This is a genomic window from Allobosea sp. GW823-FHT01F03, assembly GCF_058798075.1.
Window position 1 is genome coordinate 4,466,985 of sequence record NZ_CM179505.1, and the last position, 12,256, is coordinate 4,479,240.

9 protein-coding genes are annotated in these 12,256 nt (G+C 68.1%); 4 read left to right on the top strand and 5 right to left on the bottom strand.

The features are described from left to right. Positions 1-28 precede the first annotated feature (28 nt). On the top strand, positions 29-2,152 hold the full coding sequence (locus AC3RCC_RS21395; protein WP_492256525.1) for a S9 family peptidase: 2,124 nt from the start codon (positions 29-31) through the stop codon (positions 2,150-2,152). 39 nt (positions 2,153-2,191) lie between these two features. Here the strand turns inward: AC3RCC_RS21395 and AC3RCC_RS21400 are convergent, their stop codons facing one another. After that, on the bottom strand, positions 2,192-3,700 hold the full coding sequence (locus AC3RCC_RS21400; protein WP_492256526.1) for a hypothetical protein: 1,509 nt from the start codon (positions 3,698-3,700) through the stop codon (positions 2,192-2,194). A gap of 290 nt (positions 3,701-3,990) precedes the next feature. Here AC3RCC_RS21400 and AC3RCC_RS21405 point away from each other — a divergent pair, with 290 nt between their 5' ends. Then, entirely contained in the window at positions 3,991-4,590 is a 600-nt protein-coding gene (locus AC3RCC_RS21405) for a superoxide dismutase (RefSeq protein ID WP_291639227.1), read from the top strand. A gap of 61 nt (positions 4,591-4,651) precedes the next feature. Here the strand turns inward: AC3RCC_RS21405 and AC3RCC_RS21410 are convergent, their stop codons facing one another. Both AC3RCC_RS21410 and AC3RCC_RS21415 read right to left on the bottom strand, forming a co-directional pair. Next, positions 4,652-6,364: a methyl-accepting chemotaxis protein gene (locus AC3RCC_RS21410; RefSeq protein ID WP_291639225.1), complete on the bottom strand. Its 1,713-nt coding sequence runs from the start codon at positions 6,362-6,364 to the stop codon at positions 4,652-4,654. Between the two features lie 146 nt (positions 6,365-6,510). Next, on the bottom strand, positions 6,511-7,341 hold the full coding sequence (locus AC3RCC_RS21415; protein ID WP_492256527.1) for a ChbG/HpnK family deacetylase: 831 nt from the start codon (positions 7,339-7,341) through the stop codon (positions 6,511-6,513). Positions 7,342-7,463: 122 nt separating this feature from the next. Here AC3RCC_RS21415 and AC3RCC_RS21420 point away from each other — a divergent pair, with 122 nt between their 5' ends. Both AC3RCC_RS21420 and murJ read left to right on the top strand, forming a co-directional pair. After that, positions 7,464-8,498, top strand: coding sequence for a glycosyltransferase family 2 protein (locus tag AC3RCC_RS21420; protein WP_492256528.1), 1,035 nt, complete (start codon positions 7,464-7,466; stop codon positions 8,496-8,498). Positions 8,499-8,739: 241 nt separating this feature from the next. Beyond that, entirely contained in the window at positions 8,740-10,266 is a 1,527-nt protein-coding gene (gene murJ, locus AC3RCC_RS21425) for a murein biosynthesis integral membrane protein MurJ (RefSeq protein WP_492256529.1), read from the top strand. A gap of 6 nt (positions 10,267-10,272) precedes the next feature. Here the strand turns inward: murJ and AC3RCC_RS21430 are convergent, their stop codons facing one another. Both AC3RCC_RS21430 and AC3RCC_RS21435 read right to left on the bottom strand, forming a co-directional pair. After that, complete coding sequence (locus tag AC3RCC_RS21430) at positions 10,273-11,256, bottom strand: NAD(P)H-dependent flavin oxidoreductase (RefSeq protein WP_492256530.1); 984 nt, start codon at positions 11,254-11,256, stop codon at positions 10,273-10,275. Positions 11,257-11,270: 14 nt separating this feature from the next. Beyond that, entirely contained in the window at positions 11,271-12,131 is an 861-nt protein-coding gene (locus AC3RCC_RS21435; RefSeq protein WP_291639216.1) for a branched-chain amino acid aminotransferase, read from the bottom strand. Positions 12,132-12,256: the final 125 nt, after the last annotated feature.

Here is a 12,256-nt window from a genome sequence, read left to right on the forward strand (position 1 = left end):
ACCGCAACTTCGCGCCTCGAGACACGCCATGCCTGAGAAAGCCCCTTTCGCGCCGCCTCGCGCCGAAGCGCGCGCGCAGCACCGCACCGTGCACGGCGTCGCACTCAACGACGACTATGCCTGGCTGAAGGCGGAGAACTGGCGCGATGTACTGCGTGACCCAGCGGCACTGCCGGCCGATATTCGTAGCTATATCGAGGCGGAGAACGCCTGGTGCGAACGCCTGATGAAGCCGACCAGGGCGTTGCAGCGCGAGCTCGTCAAGGAGATGCGCGGTCGCATCAAGGAAGACGACAGCGAATTGCCGCAGCCCGACGGCCCTTTCCTCTATTATCAGCGCTACCGGCGCGGCGGCGAACATCCGCTGATCTGCCGCAAGCCACGCCAGGGCAAGAGCGCCGGCAAGCCCGGCCGCGAGCAGATCATGCTCGACGCCGACGCGCTCGCCGAAGGCAAGGAGTTCTTCGACCTCGGCGATGCCGCGCACAGCCCCGATCATCGCTTGCTGGCCTGGAGTGCCGACGAAGCCGGTTCGGAACTCTATCTGATCCGCGTGCGCGACCTTGCGACCGGCGAGGATCTGCCCGACGAGATCCGCGACACCAGCGGCGAGATGATCTGGACGCAGGATGCCAGCGCCTTCGTCTATGTCGGGCTCGATGCCGAGCACCGCCCTTCGCGCGTGCTGCGCCACCGTCTCGGCACGGCGCAGAGCGAGGACGCGCTGCTCTATGAGGAAAGCGATCCCGGCCTGTTCGTCGACATCGACGAGACGCAATCGCATCGTTTCCTGCTGATCGCCAGCGGCGACCACGAGACCTCGGAGGTGCGCATCGTCGACCTGTCGGCGGCCGACGGCCAGCCGCGCCTCGTCGCGGCGCGCCAGAGCGGGCGGCAATACTCGATCGAGCATCATGGCGACGAACTGCTGATCCTCACCAATGCCGACGGCGCCGAGGACTTCAAGATCGTCCGCGCGCCGCTCGACGATCCTTCACCGGCGCGCTGGACCGATCTCGTACCGCACAGGCCGGGCCGCCTGATCCTCAGCCATCTTTGCCTGCGCGGGCGGCTGCTGCGCCTGGAGCGGGAGGACGGCCTGCCGCGCCTGCTGATCCGCGAACTCGCCAGCGGGGCGGAAAGCACGATCGCCTTCGCGGAGGAGGCCTATGGGCTCGGCATGGATGGCGGCTATGAATTCGATACCGACCATATCCGCTTTCTCTACGCCTCGATGGCGCGCCCGACCGAGACCTTCGACTACGACATGCGCACTGGCGAGCGCACCTTGCTGAAGCGGCAGGAGGTGCCGTCCGGCCATGATCCGGAGGCCTATGTCGTGCGCCGGATCTTCGCGACCGCCAAGGACGGCGCCAAGGTGCCGGTCTCGCTGCTGCACAAGCGCGGCCTCGTGCTCGACGGCTCGGCCCCCTGCCTGCTCTATGGCTACGGCTCCTATGGTTCGGCGATGTCGGCCTCGTTCCGCACCCGTCCGCTCAGCCTGGTCGACCGCGGCTTCGTCTATGCCATCGCCCATATTCGCGGCGGCACCGACAAGGGCTGGCGCTGGTATCTCGACGGCAAGCGCGAAAAGAAGCCGAACAGCTTCACCGACTTCATCGCCGCCGGCGAGATGCTCGCAGCCGAGGGCTATACCGCGCGCGGCAGGATCGTGGCCCAGGGCGGCAGCGCCGGCGGCATGCTGATGGGCGCGGTCGCCAACCTCGCGCCGGAGCTGTTCGCGGGAATCATCGCCGAGGTGCCCTTCGTCGACGTGCTCAACACCATTCTGGACGAAAGCCTGCCGCTGACGCCGATGGAATGGCCGGAATGGGGCGATCCGATCCGCGATGAGGCGGCCTTCCACTGGATCCGAGCCTATTCGCCCTATGACAATGTCCGGGCCCAGGCCTATCCGCCGATCCTCGCCATGGGCGGACTGACCGACCCGCGCGTCACTTATTGGGAACCGGCGAAATGGGTGGCGCGCCTGCGCGCGACCATGACCGGCGGCGGCCCGGTGCTGCTGCACACCAATATGGAGGCCGGGCATGCCGGCTCGGCCGGCCGCTTCGACTCGCTGAAGGAAACGGCCCTGGCCTACGCCTTTGCGATCACCGCCGCGCATGGCGGCTGGGGCCGGCAGGTCTGAAACGCATCGCGGCCCTGCCACCCCTGTTCCCGGACCGGTTCAGCCCGGCCCGGCCTCGAGCCGACTCTTCTCGCTGGCGAGATAGGCCTTGAGCTCGTCCATGGAGGCGAAGACGTAATCGCCATCGGGCGTGCGCGCCTGGATCGAGCCATCGGCATAGATGGTGAAATGCGTCTCGCCGACCTGATAGGCACCGACGATGCCTTCGTCGGAAGCCGGAGGCGCGGCGGGTTCGGGCGCGACCGCTTCCACAACAGGCGCTGCCGCCGTCTCGGATGCGGCCGGCGCTTCGGGCGCGGCCGGCGCGGTCTCGGGCAGGATGTCCGTTGCGATCGGCTCTGCTGCTTCCGGCTCCGCCGCGCTCAGCGGCGAGACCGCGACCGGCGGCGGCTCCACCTCGTCCGGGACCGGCTCGGGCGGTGTGACGGCTTGGTCCTCGGGGAGCGCAGGGACCTCTTCGGCAGCGATGGGCTCTTCGAGCGCCGCCAGCGCATCGCCGCTGCGCGGCTGGGTCACCGGCGGCCAGGGGCGCGGCGCCATCCAGTCGCTGACCGCTTCGAGCGAGCGCTGTGGCGGCTCGACCTCGGGAACGTCGGCCGGCATCGCCAGCGCGTCGTTCAACTGTTCGCGCAGCGCGCTGAAATCATCGTAATCGGCCTCGGCCTTGGCGGGCTGGCTCTTTCCCTCGGCGCCGAGGTCGAGCTGCGGCCACCAGAGCTGCTCCGGCTCGCGCTTCGCCTCGGACTCGGCTTCAGGCTCGGGCTCGGGCTCGGGCTCGATCACGGCGATGTCGCGCTCGGGCTCGAGAGCGACATCGATCAGCTTCTCGCCTGCGTCCTCCATCGCCGGCGCGGGCTCGTCGAGGTCTTCCGCCGGACTTTCCGGAGCCTCCACCGCGACCTGTGGCGCCCGGGTCGGCAGCAGTGCGGCCTCGAAGAAGTCGAGCTCGGTCTTCGCTACCGGATCCAGCCCGGTCTGCGCCGTTTCCGTCGACAGTCCGGGCGGGCGCAGCCAGTCATCGTGAATGCGCGCAGGAAGCTCCGGGATGTCCGGCTCGTCGACAAGCCCGGCAGGCTCCTCGACGGAAACCGCAGCCTCGGCAACCTCCGTTGTCTCTGTGCTGTCCGCGCCAGGTTCCTCGGTCCGCGACGAAGCCGCCAATGCCCCACCGAGCGCGAGCGCGCCGGCACCCGCGAGCACTGCGGCACTGCCGGGAGCCTGCGCGGCGAGCCGCTCCTGCATCGGAGACTGCGGCTCCGGCAATGTGGCTTCCTCGCGCCGCGGCAGCGGCTGCGCTGCCGGCTCGTCATGGCGAACGGACGCCAGCGTCGCCGTAGCCATGGCGCCGGCGACCAGCGTCTTCAGGCGCTGAATCTCGCTCAGGATCGCCGCGGAGGCGAACATCAGCAAGCCCGCCGCGAAAGAGAGCGCGCCGAGGATCACCTCGGTAAAGCCCCTCTCGAGGACGCGATAGGGCCAGCCATCGACGATGGCATAGGCACCGCCGGCCAGCAGGGCGAGCCCAAGAACCAGGAATAACTTGACCAAACGCTCGCTCCTTCGAGACGGCAGAGTCCTGCGACAGCTTGCCGCCCCATGGTTAAACTATCGATACGCCCGCATCTTGCCAACAGAACGCCCATGACAAGGCGGGGGAAACTCGGGACGGCGAGTTCTCGGGACGCACAGGGCTCCCTCCGCTTGGCGGTTGCCGCTGCCGCATTCGCGGCTTAACTAACGGGGGAATGGCGGGACGTTCCGCCGGGCCGCCGGCCCATGCGTTTCATCATTGCAGCCATTCTCACGTCGCGATTTCGACAGCCCCAAGGAGAGGCCCTATGTCCTTTACCCTGCCCGATCTGCCCTATGCCCATGATGCTCTGCAGCCCTTCATGTCGAAGGAGACGCTCGAATACCATCATGACAAGCATCATCTGGCCTATGTGAACAACGGCAACAACGCCATCAAGGGCACCGAGTTCGAGGGCAAGTCGCTCGAGGAGATCGTCAAGGCCTCCTATGGCAAGAACCCGGCCGTGTTCAACAATGCCGGCCAGCACTATAACCACCTCCACTTCTGGAAGTGGATGAAGCCGAATGGCGGCGGTAAGCTGCCGGGCGCGCTCGAGAAGGCGATCGTCGACTCCTTCGGTTCGGTCGACAAATTCAAGGAAGATTTCATCGCCGCCGGCGTCGGCCAGTTCGGCTCGGGCTGGGCCTGGCTTGAGGTCAAGGGTGGCAAGCTCGCGGTCAGCAAGACGCCGAACGGCGAGAGCCCGCTGGTCCATGGCGCGACCCCGATCCTCGGCGTCGACGTCTGGGAGCACTCCTACTACATCGACTACCGCAACCGCCGTCCCGACTATCTCAAGGCTTTCCTCGAGAGCCTGGTGAACTGGGACTATGTCGCCGAGCTCTATGACGGCGCCAAGGCCTGAGCCGGCCGGCACGGATTGACAGGAACGGGGCCCATGCGGCCCCGTTTTTTTGTGCCCGCGCTCAGACGGCGACGCGCTTGAGGAACTGGTCGACGGTCGAATCGAGGCGCATCGCCTGGGTCGAGACCTCTCCTGCCGCCTGGCGCACCTGCTCGGCCGAACGCCCCGTCTCCTCGACGCTGTCGGCAAGCACGCTCAGATCGCTCGACACCGAGAGCGCCGACGAGCTCGCCATCGCGACGCCGCTGGCGATCTCGCCGGTGGCGATCGCCTGCTGCTCGATCGAGACGGCGACCGAGTTTGCGAAATTCTCGATCGCACCCATGCGATTGGCGATGTTCTGGATGGCGCCGACGACTTCACCGGTCGCGCCCTGAATGGCATTGACCTGCGCCACGATACGGTCGGTCGCATCGGCCGTCTGCGAAGCGAGATTCTTGACCTCCGCCGCGACGACGGCGAAGCCGCGGCCCGCCTCCCCTGCACGCGCCGCCTCGATCGTGGCATTGAGGGCGAGCAGATTGGTCTGAGCAGCGATGTCGCGGATGAGATTGACCACCTCGCCGATGGCGCGGGCCGTCGCATCGAGGGCGTCGACGGATTCGGCCGTGTCGCGCGAGGCGGACGCGGCCTCGACGATCTCGGTGCGGACGCGCCGCACCTGGAACTCGACCTCGCGGATCGCCGCGCCCATTTCCTCGGCGGCCTGGGCAGCGCTCTCGACATTACCGGAGGCGCCATGGGAATTATGGGCGGCGCGCGCGGCACGCTCGGAAGACTCGGCGGCGACCTGGGCAAGGCCGCTCGAAGCATCGCCCATCCGATCGGCATTGCTCTTGAAGGCTTCGAGCGCGACGCCGACCTCGCCGCGGAACATGGCGATCGCCTCGTCGATGCGCTGCTGGCGGTCGCGGCGCTCCGTCTCGCTCGCGAATTGCTGCTCCTGCAAGCTCGCACGCTCGCCGAGACGCAGCTTGAGGACGCCGAGGGCGCGAGCGATGGCGCCGATCTCGTCGCGGCGTTCGGTCGCGTCGATCGGGGTGTCGAGCTTGCCGTCGGAGATGCTGACGATCGCCTGGGTCATGCCCTTCAGCGGCTTCATCGTTCGCGACAGCGAAATCCAGAGCAATGGCCCGAGCACGAGCAGCAGCCCGAGGCCCAGCGCGATGGTCACGAAATGTTCGCGCGCCGCCCGGGCGACGAGGCGCCGCTTGTCGAAACGCAGCGCGACATAGCCGATCTGTTTCTGGTGGCCGCCGACGCGCACCACCAGGAGCTTGGTGATGTAGGCACCATCCTCGAGCTGGAGCGGACTTTCGCTGGCGAGCGCATCCCAGGGCTCGCGCCCGAGCGCCAAGGCGAGGTTGTTCGGCGTCAGCAGGAGACGCGCCTCCTCGTCGCGCCCGGCGGTGGCGAGGGCGACAACCTCGTCGGCGACGATACCGGCGGAAAAATCGGGATCCCGCTTCAACGATTCCAGGATGTAGCTCAACGTCGTCGTGTCACGCGACAGGATCAGCGCCGGCGCGGCGTTGACCACCATCGTCGTCAGCGAGTTCATCTTCTGGTCGAGATCGGCGCGCGTCTTGCCCTCATTGTAGCGGGCGACCGCGAGGACGACGAAGACGATGGCGAGCGCGACGATAGCGACAGCAGCACCGGCGATCTGGGTGCTGAGCGAGCCCGCGCGCTCCTCGGGCTGGCCTGCCGTTAGTTGTGCCTTTCCGGAAGGTGCATCCGGGGATTTCTTTGCCCGAATCTGGAACCGGGTCATCGCGCAAAAATCCTTCAAAGGCATGGATGGCGCGACCGGCCTGAGGATGCCTGCAACACCCGTAGCCAGCATGACGGGGCAGGGTAAATTTTCGCTTGCGACGTTCGCGCGGGGCTATGCACCCAACACGTGCAGGAGCCCGTGTCTCAACCGAGCTCGCGAAACCGGGCGAGGCGCAGGCCGGGCGGCGGTACGAAGGCCAGGAGCGCGGCATGCTCGACCGGCCGGGATCCGATGACCGGGTCGAGCGCGCGCAATTCGTCGTCGATGAAGCCGGGATGGCACATCACCAGATGAGCCCGCCCCGGCCGTTTCAGGAAGCGCGGCAGATCGGCGGCGAAGTCCCGTGTCGGATCGAAGGGCGACACGCCGGAGAAGCCGTGATTGAGCGGGATGCCGCGCCGTGCCGCGGCCGGGCGCAGTCCGGCGGCGAGACCGGCAATGACCAGCGCCTTGCCGACTGCCACGCCACGCGCCCGGATCGCGGACACAGAATCGGCTGGATCGCGCAGATAGACCGAGCCCAGCGGATAGCGCCGCGCCACCGCGTCGAGAACCGCGCGACGGACACCCGGAAGGACGTGGACATGCTGATGGCCATCGACGAAATCGGGCGCGCGCCCGAGCGCCTCCTCGAAGGCATCGAGCTGCCGGTCGAGCTCGGCGGCGATCTCGCGACGCGCCGCGGCCGACCCCAGCGCCAGCCGTGAAAGACCACCCAGTTTCGGCAGGCGCCCGCCAGGAGCGAGGCTCGGCATCGCCGCGAGCGGCGCGCCGCTGGTCAGATTGAAATGCAGGCCGAGATCGGCCTTGCCGGAGAAGGCGGCGAGCTCCGGTGCCAGCCCGCGCCAATGCGGCCGGTTCGTCATCGCGCCGGTGGCGGAGAGCTTGCCCTGCGCGAGCAGTTCGAGAATCGAACGGCTGACGCCCCGGGTCATGGCGAAATCATCGGCGCAGAGCACGAAACCGCGGGTCATGACGGTCTGTTGTCCCTCGTTCATCGAGCGTGCTGTAAGTAGCCGCCGGCGAAGCCGGTGCGCGTCCCGGCCCGCGCCATCACGACTCCACCCCTATCCCACGCGCTGAGGTCGTCAAAGCCTTGTCTGCCACGCAGCCCCTCGCCGCCCCGGCCAACCCCGCCGCCCAGCCAAGGCGGCCCGAGCTTTCCGTCGTCGTCCCCGTCCATGACGAGGCCGACAACCTGCCGCTCCTGGTCGAGCGGCTGAAGGGCGTGCTCGATGGCTGCGTCGCCTCCTGGGAGATCGTCTGCGTCGACGATGGCAGCCGGGACGGCACGCTTTCGGTGCTGCGCCTGCTGCACGAAGCCGACCCGCGCATCAATGCCATTTCCTTCAGCCGGAATTTCGGCAAGGAGATCGCCATCGCCGCCGGGCTCGACCATGCCAGCGGCGACGCCGTCGTGATCATGGACGCCGATCTGCAGCATCCGCCGGAGACCATTCCCGTCTTCCTGGCGAAATGGCGCGAGGGCTTCCTCAATGTCTATGGCCAGCGCACCGACCGCGAGGGCGAAGGCCGGCTGAAGCGCGGCTTCGCCAAGGCCTTCTACAAGCTCTTCGCCAGCTTCGGCGAGACCGAGCTGCCCGAGGGCGCCGGTGATTTCCGCCTGCTCGACCGCAGGGTGGTCGAGGCGCTGCGGGCCCTGCCCGAGCGGGCCCGCTTCTCCAAGGGGCTCTATGCCTGGGTCGGTTTCCCCGCCACCGGCGTGCCCTTCGAAGTCGCCGAGCGCGCCCATGGCCAGACCAAGTTCCGCTTCCGCAAACTGTTCAGCTTCGCCTTCGACGGGCTGTCCTCGTTCTCGACCGTGCCGCTCAAGATCGCGACCTGGCTCGGCGTCCTCATCGCCATCATCGCCGCCGGGTCAGCATTGTTCTTCGCGGTGCGCACCCTGCTCTTCGGCACCGACCTGCCCGGCTTCCCCTCGCTGATCGTCTCGATCATGTTCTTCTCGGGCATCCAGCTGATTTCGCTCGGCCTGATCGGCGAATATGTCGGGCGCATCTTCGCCGAGGTGAAGCGCCGGCCGCTCTATCTGGTCGGCGAGCGCATCGGCTTCGAAAAGCTCGACAGCGTCCACCCGCGCGGCGACGCCCTGCCGCCGCTGATCCGGTAAGGCCTGCTAGCCTCATCCTGAGGAGCCGCGAAGCGGCGTCTCGAAGGATGGTCCAAAAATCTTCGGGTGCAGCTGGAACATCCTTCGAGACGCAAGCTGCGCTTGCTCCTCTGGATGAGGGCCGAAGCAGCCGGACGCGATTGCCCCACATGGGGAGCGGCGGCACTGGACCGTCAGGCGCGGCGGGGTTATGCGGCTTGTCCGGTGAGGCCTGCCAATCGTGGCGGACCTGAGTGGCACGATGCTCAGAAAAATCCTGTCCGTCAGCGGCTTCACGCTGCTCTCGCGTGTCAGCGGCTTCGCCCGCGACATCGTGCTCGCCGCCGTGCTCGGTGCCGGGCCGCTGATGGATGCGTTCTCGGTGGCGCTGCGCCTGCCCAATCATTTCCGCGCCATCTTCGGCGAAGGCGCCTTCAACCAGGCCTATATCCCGGCCTTCGCCCGCATCCGGGAGAAATCGGGCGCAGCGGCGTCCCAGCAATTCTCGGACAGGGTGTTCACGCTGAACCTCGTCGTCCAGCTGGTGATCCTCGCGCTCGCCTTGCCGTTCATGCCGGAGCTGGTGCGCCTGCTCGCCCCCGGTTTCGTCGGCGATCCCCAGCGCTTCGATCTCGCAGTGGCGCTGACCCGGATCACCTTCCCCTATCTCCTCTTCATCACCCTGGTGACGCTGCTTTCGGCCAATCTCAACGCGGTCGACCGTTTCGCCGCGGCCGCCGCTGCGCCGATCCTCCTCAATATCAGCCTGATCGGCGCGCTCGCCGTCGCCTTCCTGTTCCCGAGCGCGGCTCATGCCGCCGCCTGGGGCGTCGCCGCCGCCGGCGTGCTGGAATGGCTGCTGCTCTGGGTCGCCGCCCGACGCGAAGGCGTTTCGGCTGCGCTGACGCGGCCGCGGCTCGACGCCGAGGTCAAGCGCTTCCTCAAGGCACTCGGACCGGCGGTGATCGGCTCGGCCGGCGTGCAGATCGCGATCTTCGCCGACACGATCATCGCCTCGCTGCTGCCCGCCGGCGCCTATGCGGCGCTCTACTATGCCGAGCGGCTCTACCAGCTGCCGATCGGCGTCATCGCGATAGGCGTCGGCACGGTGCTGCTGCCGACGATGAGCCGCGCCATCGCCGCCGGCGACGAGGCCCGGGCCGACAAGGCCCAGAACCGGGCGGTGGCGCTGACGATCTTCGCAGCGGCCCCCTTCGCCGCCGCCTTCCTCGCCATTCCCGAAATGATCGTCGTCGCCCTGTTCGAGCGCGGCCGTTTCGACGCCGCCGCAAGCCAGGCGGCAGGCGCCGTGCTCTTCGCCTATGCGGTCGGCCTGCCGGCGATCGTGCTGATCCGCTCGCAGGTCTCGAGCTTCCAGGCGCGCGGCGACACGACGACGCCGATGATCGTCTCGCTGTCCGCCATCGCCGCCAATGTCGGGCTGAAACTCTTGCTCTGGCGCGATCTCGGTGCACCCGGCCTCGCACTCGCGACCGCGGCCGGCGCCTGGATCAATGTCGGGGCGCTGTTCGTGCTCGCTTTGCGGCGTGGGTGGACCCGGCCGGAGCGCAAGCTGCCGGGTCTGATCCTGATCGTCGCGGCCGCCGCCGCCTGCGCCGGCATCGCCGCGCGCCTGCTGTCGCTGCCCCTTCAGACGGCGCTCGCCGGTTTCGCCTTCGAGCCGAAGCTGCTGGCGCTCGGCGCCCTCAGCCTGCTCGCGGCGGCACTCTATGCCGTGCTCGCCCTCGGCGGGCTGAAACTGGCGGGATTGCTGCGGCTGCTGCGCTGATGCTGCTCAGCCCTGGACGGCGATGCCGGCTCCGCGGCGCAACTGCTCGGCCGCTTCGGCCACCATGCGCGCGACGATCTCGCCGGCCGGTGGCACGTCCGCAATCAGCCCGGCCGCCTCGCCATAGATCACCGCCGCCTTGTCGGGATCGCCGGCCATGAAAGCCTCGCGATAGGCCGGCCCCTCGCTCTCGGCGGCCGCCAGCAATTCGGCATCGCGGCCGCGCCATTTGGCGATGAAGGCATTGTCGCCGACGCGGATGTCGAAGGGCTTCGGCCAGTCGAGCCGGCGGGCGATATCGGGCAGCGAGGAGCGCACCGTCTGATCACCGGTGGCGGCGATGGCGGCGGCCTGGTGGTTCTGATGGACGAGCGCCTCGCGGCTCGCCCAGAAGCGGGTGCCGACGAGGACGCCATCGGCTCCGAGCATCAGCGCCGCGGCTAGGCCCCGGCCATCGGCGATGCCGCCGGCCGCCAGCAGCAAAGTGTCCGGGCTCTCGCGGGCGAGGAGGTCGGCGACCTCGGGAACGAAGGGCAGCGTCGCGCGGGCATGGCCATGGCCGCCGGCCTCGGTGCCTTGCGCGACGATGACGGAGGCGCCGGCCGCCAGCGCCGCCCTGACATGGGCGATGCTCTGGCACTGGCAGATCAACGGAATGCCGGCTGCCGCGATCTCGGCGGCGAAGGGCGCGGGGTCGCCGAAGGAGAGCATCAGCGCCGCCGGGCGATGGGCCAGCACCTCGCCGAGCAGATGCGGCTGCTTGCCCAGCGACCAGGTGATGAAGCCGCAGCCGGTGCGGATGTTGCCGGCCGCGGCGTATTGCGTCCTCAGCCAGTCGCCATCGCCATAGCCGCCGCCGATCAGGCCGAGCCCCCCGGCCCGCGTCACCGCCGCCGCCAGCGCCCCGCCGGCGGCGAGTGCCATCGGTGCGGAGAGGATCGGGTGCTCGATACCGAAGCGCTCGGTCAGGCGGGTGGCGAGGCGGGCCATGCGAGAAACTCCGGTTACTTCGAGTGGGCGAAGTCCATGTAGAGCTCGCGCGCCTTGCGGAACATCGGGCCTGGCTGGATCTGCCGATCGTCGATCCGGTAGATCGGCATCACCTTGGAGTAGTTGCCGGAGGAGAAGATCTCGTCAGCCTGCTCGAAATCGGCATAACTCAGGCTGGTCTCCTCGACCGGCACGCCGGCGCCGCGCAGCAGCGAGATCACGCGCTGGCGGGTGATGCCATTGAGGAAGGTACCGTTCGGGGCCGGCGTCTTCACCACACCGTCCTTGGCGAGGAAGATGTTGGAGGTGCCGGTCTCGGCGACATTGCCGAGCATGTCGAGCACCAGCGCATTGTCGAAGCCGCGGCCCTTGGCCTCGCGCAGGATGCGGGCATTGTTGGGATAGAGGCAGCCGGCCTTGGAATCGGTCGGCATGGTTTCCATGGTTGGGCGGCGATAGGCGCCCTTGGTCACCGAGAAGCCCTTGCCCGGATCGCCCATCGCCGCCTCGAACAGGCAGAGGCAGAACCTGGTCGAATCCGGGTCGCCCATGATGGTCGAGAGGCCGTCGGCCTCGGCCCAGTACATCGGCTTGACGTAGATCGCGGTGCCGGGAGCGAACTTCTTCACGCCCTCGGCGGTGCGCGCGATGATCTCCTCGGGCGAGACCGTCGCCTTCAGGCCGAGCGTCTCGGCCGAACGGTTCACGCGGGCGGCGTGCTTGTCCATGTCGGGGGTGACGCCGTCGAAATGGCGGGCGCCGTCGAAGACGGTCGAAGACAGCCAGCTCGCATGGGAGCGCGGCCCCATGATTCCGGGGTTGCCTTCGTGCCACTCTCCTTCGAACCAGCTCCAGGTTTGCGAATACCAGGCCATAAGGCGCTCCGATCTGTCAGTCTTGTCGACCCGCACCGTCTGCCCCTGCCCCCGCCCCGTCAACACGCGGCCCGGGGAGCGGCAAACGAATGATGTGATGGCTCCGATCGTAACCGGTGATGGGT

Coding starts and splice junctions, on each gene's coding strand:
- AC3RCC_RS21395 (WP_492256525.1), top strand. CDS start 29: ATGCCTGAGAAAGCCCCTTTCGCGCCGCCTCGCGCCGAAGCGCGCGCG.
- AC3RCC_RS21405 (WP_291639227.1), top strand. CDS start 3,991: ATGTCCTTTACCCTGCCCGATCTGCCCTATGCCCATGATGCTCTGCAG.
- AC3RCC_RS21410 (WP_291639225.1), bottom strand. CDS start 6,364: ATGACCCGGTTCCAGATTCGGGCAAAGAAATCCCCGGATGCACCTTCC.
- AC3RCC_RS21415 (WP_492256527.1), bottom strand. CDS start 7,341: ATGACCCGCGGTTTCGTGCTCTGCGCCGATGATTTCGCCATGACCCGG.
- murJ (WP_492256529.1), top strand. CDS start 8,740: ATGCTCAGAAAAATCCTGTCCGTCAGCGGCTTCACGCTGCTCTCGCGT.
- AC3RCC_RS21430 (WP_492256530.1), bottom strand. CDS start 11,256: ATGGCCCGCCTCGCCACCCGCCTGACCGAGCGCTTCGGTATCGAGCAC.
- AC3RCC_RS21435 (WP_291639216.1), bottom strand. CDS start 12,131: ATGGCCTGGTATTCGCAAACCTGGAGCTGGTTCGAAGGAGAGTGGCAC.